This is a genomic window from Pseudomonas sp. TSRC2-2 (assembly GCF_049897785.1).
In the GTDB taxonomy this organism is placed as follows: Bacteria; Pseudomonadota; Gammaproteobacteria; order Pseudomonadales; family Pseudomonadaceae; genus Aquipseudomonas.
On sequence record NZ_JAFCWZ010000007.1, the window covers coordinates 267,884 to 284,119 of the forward strand.

The window sequence follows — 16,236 nt, forward strand, 5'->3', positions numbered from 1 at the left end:
GATCGGTGTCGCGCTAGAACAGGCGTGCAAGCAGGGCGGTGACAGCGGTTTCGACGCGCAGGATGCGCTCGCCCAATTGCACCGGTTGCAGGCCGGACTTGGTCAGCAGATCGATTTCGTAAGGAATCCAGCCCCCCTCCGGGCCGATGGCCAAGGTCACTGGCTCGCTCAGCGCGCGCGGGCAGGGCGGGAAATTACCGGGATGGCCGACCAGGCCAAGGGTGCCCTCGGTGATCGCCGGCAAACGATCTTCAACGAAAGGCTTGAAGCGCTTTTCGATGACGATTTCTGGCAGCACGGTATCGCGAGCTTGTTCAAGACCAAGAATCAACTGCTCACGAATCGCTTCCGGCTCCAGAAAGGGCGTCTGCCAGAAGCTTTTCTCGACGCGGTAGCTGTTGACCAGGATCACCTTGGCCACGCCCATGGTCGCGACGGTCTGGAACACGCGGCGCAGCATTTTCGGCCGGGGCAGGGCCAGCACCAGGGTCAGCGGCAACTTGGCCGGCGGTGGTTGATCGAGGCTGACACGCAGTTCCGCTTCGCCCGCTTCCAGGCGCAGCAGCTCGGCCGAACCCATCAAGCCGTTGATGCGCCCCACACGCAGGCTGTCGCCCACTTCCGCGCGATGCACTTGCTGCATATGGGTCAGGCGCCGATCACGCAGGATCACGCGGTCGGCCGCAATGAAGTCGGCCTCTTCGAGCAGCAGCAGATTCATGCCTGGGTCGCTGGCGGCTGGTCGTTATGGTCGTCGGCCGGGGTTTCTTCCGGGCGTTCACGCTTGCTGACCAGCGCGCCGAAAAGAATGCCGATCTCGAACAGCATCCACATCGGCACGGCCAGCAGAGTCTGCGAGAAGATGTCCGGCGGGGTGAGGATCATGCCGACCACGAAGCAGCCGATGATCACGTACGGGCGGATCTTCTTCAGGTATTTGACGTCGACCACGCCGATCCACACCAGCAGCACCACGGCCACCGGAATTTCGAACGCCACGCCGAAGGCGAAGAACAGTGTCATGACGAAATCGAGGTAACTGGCGATGTCGGTCATCATTTCCACGCCAGCCGGGGTGGCGGCAGCGAAGAACTTGAAGATCAGCGGAAACACGAAGTAATAGGCGAACGCCATGCCGACGTAGAACAGCAGGATGCTGGAGATCAGCAGCGGTACCGCGACACGTTTTTCGTGCTTGTACAGGCCCGGTGCGATAAAGCCCCAGATCTGGTGCAGGATCACTGGAATCGCGAAGAACAGCGAGACCATCATCGTCAGCTTCAGCGGCGTCAGGAACGGCGACGACACATCGGTGGCGATCATCGTCGCGCCGACCGGCAGGTACTGGCGCAACGGCGTCGAGACGAAGGTGTAGATCTGCTGGGTGAAGGCGAACAGCCCGGCAAAGATGATGAAGATCGCCGCCACACAACGCAGCAGGCGGGTGCGCAGCTCGGTGAGGTGCGAAACCAGCGGCATGTGCTGGTCGTTTTCCGGAAGATCGCTCATGGGGCTCGCGGCGGCAAAGTAGGATCGTGAGGCGCTGGTGTAGTAGGCGCGGCAGTTGGTGCTACGTGTTCAACCGGAGAGTCTGCTACGGCGGGCGTCGGTACTGTCGGCGCGACGGGTGCAGGCGTCGGAGCAGGTGCAGCAGGTGCATGAATTGTCTGCTCACCGACAGGCTCAACCGGCGTCGGCTCCTGCTGGTTCGGATTGAAGATTTTCCGCGCCTCTTGCTCCAGCGACAGAATATGTTCGTTATGCAGTTGCCGACGGATCTCGTCGGCACCGATTTCACGTTCAACTTCCTGTTTGATCGCGTTGAAGCTGCGCTTCAGGCGGCCGACCCACAAACCGGCGGTGCGCGCAGCGCCCGGCAGACGCTCGGGGCCGAGCACCAGCAGGGCAACGAGGCCGACGAGCAGCAGTTCAGAGAAACTGATACCAAACATTAGTCAGTGCTCACACGTCTTTGCGGATCGGCTCTTCGACTTTCTGCGCCTGCACGTCGATCGTGTGCGGCGGGTTGGCCTGCGCGGTGGTCTGCGGCTGCACTGGTGGCACAGGCTGCGCTGGCGGGGTCACGCTCGGCTCGGCGGGTTTTTCGTCGTCGTTCATGGCTTTGCGAAAGCCCTTGATCGATTCGCCAACGTCAGTGCCGAGGTTTTTCAGTTTCTTGGTACCGAACACCAGCACCACGACAATCAGAATGACGACCCAGTGTTTCCAGTCAAAAATGCCCATGTGGCGGTTCCTCTCTAAAAGTTGTTCAGGCGGACGGACGCGAGGCTTTCTCGACGTGTCCGGACAGGCCGAAGCGACGGTCCAGTTCATCCAGCACGGCCTGCGGATGCTGCCCCAGTTGGGCAAGCATGACCATGCTGTGAAACCACAGGTCGGCGGTCTCGTAGATGACATCGCTGCAGTCACCGCTGATCGCGGCATCCTTGGCGGCAATAATGGTTTCGACCGACTCTTCGCCGACTTTCTCCAGAATCTTGTTCAGCCCCTTGTGATACAGGCTGGCGACATACGAACTGTCGGCGGCTGCGCCTTTGCGCTCCTCAAGTACCTGAGCGAGGCGGGTCAGGGTGTCACTCATGTGTGTGTCCTGCGCAATAGATGGCGTGCGGGTCTTTCAGTACCGGGTCGACCGTCTTCCAGTCGCCGTTTTCGAAGACCCGGTAAAAGCAGCTTTGACGGCCGGTGTGGCAGGCGATGTCGCCGACCTGTTCGACCATCAGGATGATCACGTCGGCGTCACAGTCCAGACGCATCTCATGCAGAGTTTGCACATGGCCGGACTCTTCGCCCTTGCGCCACAGCTTGCCACGGGAACGTGACCAGTAGATTGCACGATTCTCTGCTGCGGTCAGTTCGAGCGCTTCGCGGTTCATCCAGGCCATCATCAATACGCGCCCGGTCTTGTGATCCTGGGCAATTGCCGGCACCAGGCCGTCAGCGTCCCACTTGATCTCGTCCAGCCAGTTTTTCATCTTCAGTTCCTGAAAAGCAGCTTCGAGTTTCAAGCTTCAAGCTGCAAGTAAAAGCAGGTTGCGGTGTGTCTGTGTCGCCTTGCATGCAGCTTGCAGCTTATAACTTGCAGCTGATTCGTGCTATCGGCGAACGACCAGATACAAACCGACCGCGATCATGATTCCGGCGGGCCAGTGCGACCAATCGGTCAGCGGGCCACCTGCGGCGAGGATCGCACCGCCGGCTAGATGCGCGCAGCCGAGCAGGCGCAGGAACCAATCGTCCTTGCGTTTGCGCCACGGCGGCGGCGGGTCTTTGGCGTGAGGCTGCGACATGCGTTCGAGCAGATCGCGGGCCATGTTCGACAGGTGCGGAATCTGCTCCAGCTGGCTCTGCACATTGCCCAGCAAGGCTTTCGGGCTGACGCGTTCGCGCATCCAGCGCTCGAGAAACGGCTGCGCGGTGTTCCACAGGTCCAGGTCCGGATACAGCTGACGGCCAAGGCCTTCGATGTTCAACAGGGTCTTCTGCAACAGCACCAGTTGCGGCTGCACTTCCATGTTGAAGCGGCGTGCGGTCTGGAACAGGCGCATCAGCACCTGGCCAAATGAAATATCTTTCAATGGTTTTTCGAAGATCGGTTCGCACACCGTACGGATCGCCGCTTCGAATTCGTTGAGCTTGGTTTCCGCCGGCACCCAGCCCGAATCGATGTGCAACTGCGCGACACGGCGGTAGTCACGCTTGAAGAAGGCGAACAGGTTGCGCGCCAGATAATCCTGGTCTTCCGGGGTCAGGCTGCCGACGATGCCGCAGTCGATCGCGATGTACTGCGGGCTCCACGGGTTGACGGTGCTGACGAAGATGTTGCCCGGGTGCATGTCGGCGTGGAAGAAACTGTCGCGAAACACCTGGGTGAAGAAAATCTCGACGCCGCGCTCGGCGAGCATTTTCATGTCGGTGCGCTGGTCGGCGAGGGTTGCCAGATCGGTGACCTGAATCCCGTAGATGCGCTCCATGACCAATACTTTCGGCCGGCACCAGTCCCAGTAGACTTGCGGCACGTACAGCAGCTGCGAGCCCTCGAAGTTGCGGCGCAACTGGCTGGCGTTGGCCGCCTCGCGCAACAGATCGAGTTCGTCGTAAATGGTCTTCTCGTAATCCTGCACTACGTCGACCGGGTGCAGCAGGCGCGCATCGGCGGAGAATTTCTCGGCAGCGCGGGCGAGGATGAACAGCCACGCCAGATCCTGCGCGATCACCGCTTTCAGGCCCGGGCGAATAACCTTGACCACGACTTCCTCGCCGCTTTTGAGCTGCGCCGCATGCACCTGCGCCACCGAGGCCGAGGCCAGTGGTGCGACGTCGAAGCGGCTGAAGACTTCGCTGATCGTCTTGCCCAGCTGTTCTTCGATCAGCTTGATCGACACTTGCGAATCGAACGGTGGTACGCGGTCCTGCAGGAGCATCAGCTCATCGGCGATGTCTTCGGGCAACAGGTCGCGACGGGTCGAAAGGATCTGCCCGAACTTGATGAAGATCGGCCCAAGATCCTGCAACGCCAGGCGCAAGCGCGCGCCACGGTTGAGCTCCAGCGGCTTGCGCGGCAGCCAGCGCCACGGCAGCAAAAAGCGCACGGCCAGAAGAAACCAGGGCAGTGGCAGATCGAACAGCAGGTCATCGAGGCGGTAGCGGATCACGACGCGCTGGATGCGCAACAGACGGCGGACGGCAAGCAGCTTCATGCGTTATCGCTTGGGTCGAGGGATCGGGAGAGGCGCTCGAAACGCGCCTCGAGTCGTTCCAGATCAAGTTTGATCCGGTCCAGTTCGCTGAATCGCGCTTGCGCTTCGCGTTGCCCGACGAGGGTGCGCGATTCTTCGGCGAGGTATTCGGCAAGATTCTGGTTGAGGCTGGCAAATCCTTGTTGATACCAGCGCGCGCGGCTGCGCAGGTGGCCACCGAGCAGTTGCGTGGCGACCGGGCCGAGCCAGCGCGAGAGTTCGTACTCCCAGTCCAGCTCGAGGTCTTGCAGCACGCCGGCCAGTTCCAGCAACACACCGCTGTCGCCATCGAGTTCGACTTCCGGTGCGTGCAGCACGGCGGTCTTGTTTTTGCTCAGGGCCAGTTTCACCAGGCTCGAAGCCGGTGCGCGCAACGTGCAATCGACGTCCGCTGCCCACTGCGATGCCAGCATCAGGCCTTCGTCACTGGGCAAGATGAACAGTTGCAACGCCGGGCTGCGGCAGTCGACCGCGATCACTTTGCCGGTCAGATGCGCCAGGCGCGGCAGCGCCGTGCTGTCGAGACGCAGCACCCGGTTGAGGCCGAGTTCGACGCTGGCGAGCAGCCCGGTGAGCAACATCAGGGCTTGATGCCGCGGTGCAGGGCGACGATGCCTGCAGTCATGTTGTGATAGGTCACGCGGTCGAAACCGGCCTCGACCATCATCGACTTCAGGGTTTCCTGATTCGGGTGCATGCGGATCGATTCGGCCAGGTAGCGATAGCTTTCCGAGTCGTTGGTGATCAGCTTGCCCATCAGCGGCATGAAGGCGAACGAGTAGGCGTCGTAGGCTTTGGACATCAGTGCGTTGGTCGGCTTGGAAAATTCCAGCACCAGCAGGCGTCCGCCGGGCTTGAGCACGCGCAGCATCGAACGCAGCGCGTCCTCTTTGTGCGTCACGTTGCGCAGGCCGAAGGCGATGGTCACGCAGTCGAAATGGTTGTCCGGGAATGGCAGTTTTTCCGCATCCGCCTGGACGAATTCGACGTTGCCGGCGACACCCAGATCGAGCAGGCGATCACGGCCGACCTTGAGCATCGATTCGTTGATGTCGGCCAGCACGACCTGACCGGTCGGGCCGACGAGGTTCGAGAACTTGCGTGTCAGATCACCAGTGCCACCGGCGATGTCGAGCACGCGGTTACCGCTGCGCACGCCGGACAGTTCGATCGCGAAACGCTTCCACAGACGGTGCATGCCGCCCGACAGAAGGTCGTTCATCAGGTCGTATTTAGCGGCAACGGAATGAAAAACCTCAGCGACTTTTTCCGCTTTCTGGCTTTCCGGAACGTTTTTGAAGCCGAAGTGAGTGGTGGGTTCGGCATCGCTGCCTTTGCGCTGATCAGTCATATCGCTGTCACCAAAAGAGAATGCGCGACATTCTAATCCCCAAGCCATGCTTTGTCTTGGAATGGCTAAAGGTAAGATGGGCAACCTTCGGGACGATTTGCCGCAGATGCGGTCAAGATTCACCGTCAGCCATTCAATCATCAGGAGTTATTCCATGGCCAAAATCAGTGTTGAGCGTGCCCACACCCTGGGCAAGGAAGCCGCCCGCGAGAAGGCCGACAAGCTGGCCAAAAAGCTCAATGAACAATACGGCCTGGAGCCGCAGTGGTCGGGCGATACCCTGAACCTCAAGCGCTCAGGCGTAAAAGGCGAAGTGCATGTCGCGGACGATTCGATCAGGGTCGACGTCGAGCTTGGCCTGATGATGTCGGCCATGAGCGGCATGATCAAAGCCGAGATCGAGAAAGCCCTCGACAAAGCTTTGGCCTGACTCCAGATTGAAATCCGATCCCCTGTGGGAGCGGGCTTGCTCGCGAAAGCGGTGTGTCAGCCGACTTGAAAGTTGTCTGGCACGACGCCTTCGCGAGCAAGCCCGCTCCCACATTTGTTTTGTGATGCTCCCGCTGGTTAGGGTGCCCTTTCTAATTTTTCTACCTACTTTGTGCCTGAGCCCGACACTCGTCCGGCAGTTCCTCAAACCTTCTGCGCGTGAGGTGCACCATGGCCAAAGTCATTTTGAAGAAAAAAATCGACGCTCCGACTTCGACGTTGAGCGACGTCAAATCCTATGCCCGCAAGATCTGGCTGGCAGGCCTGGGTGCTTACACCAAGGTCGGTCAGGAGGGCAGCGAGTACTTTCAAGAGCTCGTCGCCGCCGGTCAAACTGTTGAAAAGAAAGGCAAAAAAGTGGTCAGCGAAAAACTCCTCGCGGCCAACGCCGAGATCGATGACGCGGCCACCCAAGTCAGCTCGTTCAAGGGCCGCGTTGAAGTTCAGCTGGACAAGGTCGAGAAGGCCTTCGACAACCGTGTGGCCAGCGCCTTGAATCGGATCGGCATTCCGTCTAAACATGACGTTGAGGCACTCTCTGCTAAGCTCGATGAGCTGACGGCATTGCTCGAACGCGTCGCGCGAAAATCTTAAGGAGAACGGGATGGCTGGCAAAAAGAACACCGATAAAGAAAGCAGCTCGTGGGTCGGGAAGGTCGAGTCTTACTCCCGCAAAATCTGGCTGGCTGGTTTAGGCGTGTACTCGAAGATCGACACTGACGGCAGCAAACTCTTCGATGCATTGGTCAAAGATGGCGAGAAGGCCGAGAAGCTCACCAAGACTGCAGTCGGCAAGAAAGTCGAGGACTCGACCTCTTCGGCCAAGTCGCGTATCAGCGGTGTGAAAGACCGCGCCATGGGCAAGTGGGACGAACTGGAAGGTGCATTCGACAAGCGCCTGAACAGCGCGATTTCACGCCTGGGGGTGCCGAGCCGCAATGAGGTCAAGGCACTCAATGCCAAGGTCGATACGCTGACCAGACAGATTGAAAAGCTCACCGGTCAGAAGGCTCAGCCTGTGGCGGCGAAAACCGCTGCGGCGAAGCCCGCCATTAAAACTGCAGCGGCCAAACCTGCGGCGAAAACCGCAGCCAAGCCACTGGCCAAAGCGGCGGCTAAACCTGCTGCGAAAGCTGCAGCCAAACCGGCCGCAAAAACCGCTGCTGCCAAACCTGCAACCAAGGCTGCCGCCAAACCGGTTGCTGCTAAAACCGCAGCGAAACCTGCGGCTAAAACGGCAGCGAAACCAGCGGCCAGGCCAGCAGCGAAAGCCGCTGCCGCCAAACCCGCTGCGAAGCCTGCGACCAAACCGGCTGCGGCGAAAAAGCCTGCAGCGAAAAAACCGGCCGCGCCGAAAGCCGCTGCGCCAAAACCGCCCGCCGTGCCATCAACTGCTCCAACCGCTCCGGCCAGCGCGGCAAACTCCGCTGCGGCGCCAACGGCAGCCGCCACCCCGACTGCAGCATCGACACCGTCGACGCCATCCAGTCAGTCCTGATTCCAGGGCAAATCAAAAACGCCCGGCCTGTGAAGGTCGGGCGTTTTTGTGTCTCAACAATGCCATCGATCCCTTGTGGGAGCGGGCTTGCTCGCGAAGGGGGCGTGTCCGTCAACTCAAATGTCGACTGACAAGACGCCTTCGCGAGCAAGCCCGCTCCCACAGATGAAATTTGCATTCACAGGAACATTTCGTTCAGTCGTGATCCTCAAGGTACTGCAGCGCCATCCGCTCTGTCGCCACTTTCACCGGCGGCAACAGATGCGGCGCCACCAGCATCATGATCTGGTACACGACCAACCTGACCTCGCCCTCCCGGTCAAGAATCCGCTGATAATCCAGCGAGAACAGCAACGTCATGGTCACCTGCTCCACCAGTTGCCCCAGCGCCTGCGTATCGCTGACCAGTTGACCGGCAGCCTTCAACCGCGCCAGTAGCGACGCCAGCGTTCTCTTCAACGCGTTGAGCAGATTGCGAATCCCCTTGGCCAGTTTCGGCAGGCGTCCGGCAAGGTTCGACAGGTCCTGGAAAAGAAACCGGTATTGCGCCAGTCGCTCGACGATCAAATGCAGAAACAGCCAGTAATCCTCCGGCGCCAGCTCCACTTCCGGCGGCGGGTCGAGCAGCGGTGCGAGTTCATGCTGGAAGCGTTCGAACAGACCGAGAATCAGCGGTTCCTTGCCGTGAAAGTGGTAGTAGAGATTGCCGGGGCTGATCCCCATTTCGTTGGCCACCTCCATGGTGGAAACGTTCGGCTCGCCCTTCTGATTGAACAGTTGCAGCGCACATTCGAGAATCCGGTCGCGGGTTTTCATCCAGTCTTCTTAGCAAAAATTCGGTTAAGCTTCAGCGCACATGCACATAGGTGCCGGGTGCCGCTTCCATCGGTGGATAATTCGGATTGCCGAGCGTGGTGCGGGTTTCGTGCAGGGCGCCGGAGCGCTGGGCTACCCACTCCAGCCACTGCGGCCACCAGCTGCCGTCGACATGTTTGGCGTCGTAATACCAGGCGCGCGGGTCGCTGCTCAGTTTGGCGTTTTCGACGTAGGTGGCTTTAGGGTTGCTCGGCGGATTGAGGATGCTTTGCACGTGGCCGCTGTTGGACAGCACGAAGCGCCGCTCGCCGCCCAGCAGCAGGGTTGAGCGGTACACCGCGTCCCACGGGGTGATGTGGTCGTTCATGCCGGCGACGCTGAAGCTGTCAACGTTGACCTTCTGCAGATCGATCGGCGTGCCGCAGACTTCAAGACCGCCAGCGTGGATCAGCGGGTTGTGCTTGAAGAAATCCAGCAAGTCGCCGTGCAGTGCCGCAGGCAGGCGGGTGTTGTCGTTGTTCCAGTAGAGAATGTCGAAGGGCGGCGGCTCTTTGCCTAGCAGGTAGTTGTTGACGAAGTAGCTCCAGATCAAATCGTTGGGGCGCATCCAGGCAAAGACCTTGGCCATGTCGCGACCGTCGAGCACGCCTTTCTGATACGAACGCCGCTTGGCTGCTTCGAGTGTCTGTTCATCGGCGAACAGCGTGGCCGGGCTTTCGATCTGGCTGTCGAGCAGGCTGACCAGATACGTCGCGCTGGCGACCCGACGCAATTGCCTTTTGGCCTGCAGATGGCCTTGCAGGGCGGCGATGGTCAGGCCGCCGGCGCAGGCTCCCATGAGATTCACTTCCCGCGCGCCGGTGATCGCCCGGCAGATATTCATCGCTTCTTCCACCGCTTCGACGTAACTCGACAGGCCCCATTCGCGATGGCGTACATCGGGGTTGCGCCAACTGATCATGAACGTCTGCAGGCTGTTTTTCAGGGCGTACTGGACGAAGCTGTTCTGTGGGCTCAGATCGAAAATGTAGTACTTGTTGATTTGCGGGGGCACCACCAGCAACGGCTTGGCGTACTGCTTTTCGCTCATCGATTTGTACTGGATCAACTCGAACATTTCGTTGCGGAACACCACCGCCCCGGTAGTGGTCGCCACGGTCTTGCCGACCTCGAACGCCTGCTTGGTCACTTGCCGCGGCAGGCCGTCGTTGTGCAAAAGGTCATCGAACAGATGGCTGAGACCACGCACCAGACTCTGCCCGCCGGAATTGAACAGCTCTTTGACCGCCAGCGGATTGAGCAGGGTGTTGGACGGCGCCACGGCGTCATTGAGCAGGCTGAAAGCGAAGTGCGCGCGGGCGCGATCGTCAAAGCTCATGTCGCCTTCATCGATCCAGCTTTTGACCTGTTTCTGCCAGGCCAGATATGCCTGCAGGCTGCGCCGGTAAAACGGATTGAGGCTCCACGCCGGATCCGCGAAGCGGCTGTCTTGCGGATTGGTCGGGTGCAGGGTTTCGCCGAGCAGTACGCGGCCCAGTTGTCCGCCGAATTTCAACGCGTGTTTGGCGCTGTGCAACGGGTTGCGCAAGCCGTGGGCGGCGACGCTGCGCAGTGTCGACAGCAGATCCCTGCCACGCAGGCCTGCTATCGCGCTCTGGGCGTTGATAAACACGGCGGGGCTGGGCACCACGCCCGTCGCTGGTTTTTCGCGCATGACTCAACACTCCTTCGTCTTCAGGGCAAACACACTCACCGAACCAGAACACCATAGACGCTGTTGCCGGTTGCTGCCTGCGTGGCGTCCTGCCGCGCACTTGCTGGAAAAATCACTGCATAAAGTCTGCCGCCGGACTCAGCCGCCCAGCGGCGTCGGATGCGGGTGCATCACCGCGCGCTGACGCTCCTGCTCAAGAAACTTCATGATGATCGGCGCTACCGCTTCGGCGCGGGTAATCAGGAACAGATGACCGTCATCGATGATGTGCAACTGCGCGTTGGGAATGCGCCAGGCGAGCACACGCATGTTGATCAGCGGGATCAGCGGATCGTCGTCGCCGGCCAATACCAGCGTCGGCTGATGGATCTTGTGCAGCCAGTGAATACTGGTCCAGCCGAGGCCGGCGAACAGTTGCCAGTAGTAACCGAGTTTGCCCGCCGAGCGCACTTTCGCCGCATGGCTGGCAGCCAGCGTCGGATCACGACGGAACGAGCCGCCGTAGATCATCGGGGCGATGCGAATCACATGGGATGGCTGGATGTAGCGGCGCGGGCTGGCCATCATCCACAGCACTTTCGGTTTGCCCGGCACCATCACTGCACCGGCAGCGGTCGCGGCCAGGACCAGTTTCTTGCAGCGCTCGGGATAGTCGTAGGCGAACTGCTGCGCCAGGGCGCCGCCCCATGAGACGCCGATCACATTGACCTGACCGTAGTCGAGATAATCGAGCATCCGCGCCGTCAGTTTGGCCAGCCCTGGAAAGCGATACGGCCGGTTCGGCGTCGACGAACCGCCGACCCCGGGAACATCGAAGGCGATCACTTCCAGGTCCGGATCGAGCGCTGCGACGAACGGAAACACCAGCTCCAGGTTGGCGCCGATGCCATTGAAAATCAGCAAGGGCGTCAAATGAGGCTTGCCGGGGCGCACCGCTGTGCGAAGGGTCTGGCCATCCAGATCGACGGTGCGGAATATGAACGGTTGCGGCATGCTTCAGGCCCTGTAGATCAATCTCGATTCACCGCGGGCTCCCACAAGGGGACGCGGTGTGTCAGTTACCGCTCGTGAACATAAGTGCCCGGCGAAGCCTCGCCCGCCGGATACGCCTTGTTGCCCAGTTTCGTCGGCGCTTTTTTCAGATTGCCCGAGCGTTCGGCCAGCCATGCCTGCCAGTACAGCCACCAGGAATCAGTGTGCTTGGTCGAGTTTTCCTGCCAGTCATCGGCGGTTGCCGCCATCTCTTCGCCGGTCATGTAGCGTGACTTCGGGTTGCCCGGCGGGTTGAGGATGCTCTGGATATGGCCGCTGCTCGACAGCACAAATTCAACTTTTCCGCCAAACAGCTGCGCCGACTTGTAGCAGGACTTCCACGGCGTGATGTGATCGTTGGTCCCGGCCAGGGAGAAGATATCGGCGGTGACCTGCTTGAGGTCGATCGGCGTGCCGCACACTTCCAGTGCATTGGGGCGGATCAGTGGATTGTTTTTGAACATCTCGATCAGGTCGCCGTGGAACGCAGCGGGCAGACGAGTGGTGTCGTTGTTCCAGAACAGGATGTCGAATACGGGCGGCTCGTTGCCGAGCAGATAATTGTTGACCCAATAGTTCCAGATCAGGTCGTTGGGGCGCATCCAGGCGAAGACCTTGGCCATGTCTTTGCCTTCGAGCACGCCGGCCTGGTAGGAGTGGCGCTTGGCGGTCTCCAGGGTCTGCTCATCGACGAACAGCGCGACGTCGCTGTCCAGGGTGGTGTCGAGCACGCTCACCAGCAGAGTGAGGGCATTGACTTTGTTCTCGCCAAGCGCGGCGTAGTGGCCGAGCAGGGCGGTGCAGGTGATGCCGCCGGAGCAGGCGCCGAGCATGTTCACATCTTTGCTGCCGGTGATCGCCGTGACTACGTCAACGGCTTCTTTCAGCGCTTCGATGTAGGTCGACAGGCCCCATTCGCGCTGGGCCTTGGTCGGGTTGCGCCAGCTGATGATGAAGGTTGGCACGTTGTTGCGCAGACAGAAGCGCGCCAGGCTCTTGTCCGGGCTCAAGTCGAACACGTAGAACTTGTTGATCTGCGGCGGCACCACCAGCAAGGGCCGTTCGTGGACCTGCTCGGTGATCGGCCGGTACTGGATCAGCTCCAGCACATCGTTGCGAAACACCACCGCGCCTTCGGTCACGCCGAGGCTCTTGCCGACTTCGAAGGCACCCATGTTGACCTGGCTCGGCATGCCGCCGTTATGCACCAGGTCCTTGGCCAGATGGGACAGGCCATCGAGCAGGCTCTTGCCGCCGGTTTCGAAGAAGCGTTTGACTGCCGCCGGGTTGGCCGCGCTGTTGGTCGGCGCCATGGCTTCAGTCATCAGGTTGATGACGAAGTGCCCGCGGGCAATGTCCTTGGGTGACAGGCTGCTGTCATCGATCCAGGCATGCAGTTCCTTGCGCCAGGCCAGATAGGTTTGCAGATAACGCTTGTACAGCGGGTTCTGGCTCCACGCCGGGTCGGCAAAGCGACGATCGTCGCCGGCCGGTTGCAGGGCGGATTTGCCCAGCAGCACGTTCTTCAGTTCGAGGCCGAAATGAGTCACGTGCCTGACGCTGTGAATCGGTTGTCTGATGGCTTGTTTCAGCACCATTCGAGCAGAGGCCAGCAGATCCTTTCCGCGCAGCCCGACGACGGGGTTCAGCCCCAGGGTGTTCTCCGAGGCTTGGTACTTCAGGTCATCGTTGTTCTTGTCACTCATCTACGACGCTCCATTGTCCTGAGACGAGTACCCGGTCTTGCGCTGTCGTTTCCACAGCCAATGCCGGGTACTACTGCTCGGGTGACCGTTGATTCTGCATAGCTGCTTTACAGTCGTAGAGCACTGCAGGGAACTTGCCAGCTCCATTGGTTACCCGAGTTTAATTTTTTTCGCAAGCAGCCGATCCTCGGCCGCTCAGGCGCAGCATTCAAACAGATGAAGTTAGAAAATGCCCTCTAAAGAGCAAGAACCACGGGCTAGAGCATCAGCTTGACGAACGACTCGTTCGGATCACGGGATTTTCCGGCAGCGCGCAACTCGGCAAGATAATCGTCCCAGAGTTCGTTCTGGCGTTTGCCGAGTTCGTAGAGGTATTCCCAGGTGAACAGGCCGCTGTCGTGACCGTCGTCGAAGGTCAGTTTCAGTGCGTAATTGCCGGCAGGTTCCAGCTTGCTCAGGCCTACGTTGAGCTTGCCGAATTGCAGGATCGGTTTGCCGTGACCCTGGACCTCGGCAGAGGGGGAGTGCACGCGCAGAAACTCGGCGGGCAGGGTGAACTCCTCGCCGGACGCGTAGGTGAGCGTCAGGGTTTTCGAGGCTTTGTGCAGTTTGATGTCGGTGGGAATCATGCTCAGGTATCCGTCTTGTGCGGAACCTTGTGGGAGCGGGCTTGCTCGCGAAAGCTTCGGGTCAGCCAACACAAGTGTTGAATGTGCCACCTTCTTCGCGAGCAAGCCCGTTCCCACAGTTCCATTACATCTGTAAGAGAGGCTTACAGGATATAACGGGACAGGTCTTCGTTCTGCGCCAATTCGCCGAGGTGGCTGTTGACGTATTCGGCGTCGATCAGGATCGGCTTGTCGTCATGGGCGCTGGCCAGATCGCCGGCACTGAACGATACCTCTTCGAGCAGGCGCTCGAGCAGCGTGTGCAGGCGACGGGCACCGATGTTCTCGGTCTTCTCGTTGACCTGCCAGGCGATCTCCGCCAGACGCTTGATGCCTTCCGGCTGGAACTGGATGTGCAGGCCTTCGGTTTTCAGCAGCGCGCAGTATTGCTCGGTGAGCGAGGCGTGCGGTTCGCTGAGGATGCGCTCGAAGTCTTCCGGGCTCAGGGCCTTGAGTTCGACGCGGATCGGCAAACGGCCTTGCAGTTCAGGCACCAGATCGCTCGGCTTGCTCAGGTGGAACGCGCCGGAGGCGATGAACAGGATGTGGTCGGTCTTGACCATGCCCAGCTTGGTGTTGACGGTGCAGCCTTCGATCAGCGGCAGCAGGTCGCGCTGCACACCTTCACGGGAGACATCGGCGCCGCCGACATTGCCGCGTTTGGCGACTTTGTCGATTTCGTCGATGAAGACAATGCCGTGCTGTTCAACCGCTTCCAGCGCCTTGGCCTTCAGTTCTTCTTCGTTGACCAGACGCCCGGCTTCTTCGTCGCGCACCAGTTTCAGGGCTTCCTTGACCTTGAGCTTGCGCGACTTCTTCTTGCCTTTGCCCATGTTGGCGAACAAGGACTGCAACTGGTTGGTCATCTCTTCCATGCCCGGCGGCGTGGCAATTTCGATGCCGGAGACTTCGGCGACTTCGATTTCGATTTCCTTGTCATCCAGCTGACCTTCACGCAGACGCTTGCGGAACAGCTGACGGGTATTGGAATCGCTCGCCGGCGCCTCTTCGTTGCTGAAACCCATGCGTGCCGGCGGCAACAACGCGTCGAGGATGCGGTCCTCGGCAGCGTCTTCGGCGCGGTGGCGCACGCGGGTCATTTCCTGCTCGCGGAGCATCTTGATCGCCGCGTCAGCCAGATCACGGATGATCGACTCGACGTCGCGGCCGACATAGCCGACCTCGGTGAATTTGGTCGCTTCAACCTTGATGAACGGCGCATTCGCCAGTTTCGCCAGACGCCGGGCGATCTCGGTTTTACCGACACCGGTCGGGCCGATCATCAGAATGTTCTTCGGGGTCACCTCAACGCGCAGCTCTTCAGGCAGCTGCATGCGGCGCCAGCGGTTGCGCAGGGCAATCGCGACGGCGCGCTTGGCATCGTCCTGGCCGATGATATGGCGGTTGAGTTCGTGGACGATTTCGCGGGGAGTCATGGACATAATATTTGACGGTCCTCAAGCACAAACAAGCCGTGGCACACAGGCCGCGACAGGCTTATTCGGCGAGGTCCTGCTCCTCAATGGTCTGGGTGTGGTTGGTGAATACACAGATGTCGCCGGCGATGCCGAGTGCGGTCTCGACGATCTCGCGAGCTGACAGGTCAGTCTTTTTCAGCAGGGCGCTGGCCGCGGCCTGGGCGAAAGCACCGCCGGAACCCATCGCGATCAGGCCGTCTTCGGGTTCGACCACGTCACCGTTGCCGGTGATGATCAGCGAGGCGTCCTTGTTGGCGACCGCGAGCATCGCTTCGAGGCGGCTCAGGGAGCGGTCGGTGCGCCATTCTTTGGCGAGCTCGACGGCGGCGCGGATCAGGTGGCCCTGATGTTTCTCGAGCTGGCCTTCGAAACGTTCGAACAAGGTGAAGGCGTCGGCGGTGGCACCGGCGAAACCGGCGATGACCTGGCCGTGGTACAGGCGACGAACCTTTTTGGCGTTGCCTTTCATCACGGTGTTGCCGAGAGAAACCTGGCCGTCGCCGCCCATGACGACTTTGCCGTGGCGGCGGACTGAAACGATGGTGGTCAAGGGAAGAGTCTCCACGCAGCGGGGCGAAAATGCCTTATGCCCATTCATATGGGGGTGCTGGAGGGGATTTCAACCTTGGTGCGGGAGAGGGGACGAGCGGTGTCTGTCAACTGATCGTTCCCACGCTCTGCGTGGGCATGCAGCCCGGGACGCTCCGCGTCCCTTCACTGCCGG

At 60.3% G+C, this 16,236-nt stretch carries 19 protein-coding genes; 3 read left to right on the forward strand and 16 right to left on the reverse strand.

Annotated features, from left to right (window positions below):
- Positions 1-13 precede the first annotated feature (13 nt).
- From ACP7D9_RS16350 to ubiE, 9 genes are all read right to left on the reverse strand, one after another.
- Positions 14-721, reverse strand: coding sequence for a 16S rRNA (uracil(1498)-N(3))-methyltransferase (locus tag ACP7D9_RS16350; protein WP_397479469.1), 708 nt, complete (start codon positions 719-721; stop codon positions 14-16).
- Complete coding sequence (tatC, locus tag ACP7D9_RS16355; protein WP_426158575.1) at positions 718-1,509, reverse strand: twin-arginine translocase subunit TatC; 792 nt, start codon at positions 1,507-1,509, stop codon at positions 718-720. The genes ACP7D9_RS16350 and tatC overlap by 4 nt, the downstream gene beginning before the upstream one ends.
- The gene (tatB, locus tag ACP7D9_RS16360; RefSeq protein ID WP_312997883.1) at positions 1,506-1,952 is read right to left on the reverse strand and encodes a Sec-independent protein translocase protein TatB; all 447 of its coding nucleotides are present in this window, start codon (positions 1,950-1,952) and stop codon (positions 1,506-1,508) included. The genes tatC and tatB overlap by 4 nt, the downstream gene beginning before the upstream one ends.
- Before the next feature lie 10 nt (positions 1,953-1,962).
- Positions 1,963-2,244 carry a twin-arginine translocase TatA/TatE family subunit gene (locus tag ACP7D9_RS16365; protein ID WP_016772073.1) on the reverse strand — a complete coding sequence of 94 codons (282 nt, stop codon included), beginning with the start codon at positions 2,242-2,244 and terminating at the stop codon, positions 1,963-1,965.
- A gap of 25 nt (positions 2,245-2,269) precedes the next feature.
- Positions 2,270-2,602 (reverse strand): phosphoribosyl-ATP diphosphatase, encoded by a 333-nt coding sequence (locus ACP7D9_RS16370; protein ID WP_003220849.1) that lies wholly within the window; start codon positions 2,600-2,602, stop codon positions 2,270-2,272.
- Positions 2,595-2,996, reverse strand: coding sequence for a phosphoribosyl-AMP cyclohydrolase (gene hisI / locus ACP7D9_RS16375; protein ID WP_397479470.1), 402 nt, complete (start codon positions 2,994-2,996; stop codon positions 2,595-2,597). Before hisI ends, ACP7D9_RS16370 begins: the two co-directional genes overlap by 8 nt.
- Before the next feature lie 120 nt (positions 2,997-3,116).
- The gene (gene ubiB / locus ACP7D9_RS16380; RefSeq protein ID WP_426158579.1) at positions 3,117-4,721 is read right to left on the reverse strand and encodes a ubiquinone biosynthesis regulatory protein kinase UbiB; all 1,605 of its coding nucleotides are present in this window, start codon (positions 4,719-4,721) and stop codon (positions 3,117-3,119) included.
- Entirely contained in the window at positions 4,718-5,341 is a 624-nt protein-coding gene (locus tag ACP7D9_RS16385; protein WP_101156667.1) for a ubiquinone biosynthesis accessory factor UbiJ, read from the reverse strand. Before ACP7D9_RS16385 ends, ubiB begins: the two co-directional genes overlap by 4 nt.
- Positions 5,341-6,111: a bifunctional demethylmenaquinone methyltransferase/2-methoxy-6-polyprenyl-1,4-benzoquinol methylase UbiE gene (gene ubiE, locus ACP7D9_RS16390; RefSeq protein ID WP_016772069.1), complete on the reverse strand. Its 771-nt coding sequence runs from the start codon at positions 6,109-6,111 to the stop codon at positions 5,341-5,343. Before ubiE ends, ACP7D9_RS16385 begins: the two co-directional genes overlap by 1 nt.
- A 154-nt stretch (positions 6,112-6,265) precedes the next feature.
- On the opposite strand from ubiE, the gene ACP7D9_RS16395 reads away from it, so the two are divergent.
- The 3 genes from ACP7D9_RS16395 to ACP7D9_RS16405 all read left to right on the forward strand — a co-directional run bounded on the left by ACP7D9_RS16395 (position 6,266) and on the right by ACP7D9_RS16405 (position 8,098).
- A complete protein-coding gene (locus tag ACP7D9_RS16395) occupies positions 6,266-6,541 on the forward strand; it encodes a polyhydroxyalkanoic acid system family protein (RefSeq protein WP_056787308.1) in 276 nt (91 codons plus the stop codon).
- Between the two features lie 230 nt (positions 6,542-6,771).
- Positions 6,772-7,194, forward strand: a complete 423-nt coding sequence (locus ACP7D9_RS16400) for a phasin family protein (protein WP_101156663.1) — start codon at positions 6,772-6,774, stop codon at positions 7,192-7,194.
- Between the two features lie 10 nt (positions 7,195-7,204).
- Positions 7,205-8,098, forward strand: coding sequence for a phasin family protein (locus ACP7D9_RS16405; RefSeq protein WP_426158582.1), 894 nt, complete (start codon positions 7,205-7,207; stop codon positions 8,096-8,098).
- Between the two features lie 195 nt (positions 8,099-8,293).
- Here ACP7D9_RS16405 and ACP7D9_RS16410 read toward each other — a convergent pair whose 3' ends face one another.
- From ACP7D9_RS16410 to hslV, 7 genes are all read right to left on the reverse strand, one after another.
- Complete coding sequence (locus ACP7D9_RS16410; protein WP_397479474.1) at positions 8,294-8,914, reverse strand: TetR/AcrR family transcriptional regulator; 621 nt, start codon at positions 8,912-8,914, stop codon at positions 8,294-8,296.
- A 31-nt stretch (positions 8,915-8,945) separates the two neighbouring features.
- Entirely contained in the window at positions 8,946-10,628 is a 1,683-nt protein-coding gene (phaC, locus tag ACP7D9_RS16415; RefSeq protein ID WP_426158584.1) for a class II poly(R)-hydroxyalkanoic acid synthase, read from the reverse strand.
- 138 nt (positions 10,629-10,766) lie between these two features.
- Positions 10,767-11,621, reverse strand: a complete 855-nt coding sequence (gene phaZ, locus ACP7D9_RS16420) for a poly(3-hydroxyalkanoate) depolymerase (RefSeq protein ID WP_312997863.1) — start codon at positions 11,619-11,621, stop codon at positions 10,767-10,769.
- 65 nt (positions 11,622-11,686) lie between these two features.
- Complete coding sequence (gene phaC, locus ACP7D9_RS16425; protein ID WP_426158587.1) at positions 11,687-13,366, reverse strand: class II poly(R)-hydroxyalkanoic acid synthase; 1,680 nt, start codon at positions 13,364-13,366, stop codon at positions 11,687-11,689.
- Between the two features lie 257 nt (positions 13,367-13,623).
- The gene (locus tag ACP7D9_RS16430) at positions 13,624-13,995 is read right to left on the reverse strand and encodes a gamma-butyrobetaine hydroxylase-like domain-containing protein (protein ID WP_041477560.1); all 372 of its coding nucleotides are present in this window, start codon (positions 13,993-13,995) and stop codon (positions 13,624-13,626) included.
- 143 nt (positions 13,996-14,138) lie between these two features.
- Positions 14,139-15,476, reverse strand: coding sequence for an ATP-dependent protease ATPase subunit HslU (gene hslU, locus ACP7D9_RS16435; protein WP_090280386.1), 1,338 nt, complete (start codon positions 15,474-15,476; stop codon positions 14,139-14,141).
- A 55-nt stretch (positions 15,477-15,531) separates the two neighbouring features.
- Entirely contained in the window at positions 15,532-16,062 is a 531-nt protein-coding gene (gene hslV / locus ACP7D9_RS16440; protein WP_090280391.1) for an ATP-dependent protease subunit HslV, read from the reverse strand.
- Between the last annotated feature and the right edge of the window lie 174 nt (positions 16,063-16,236).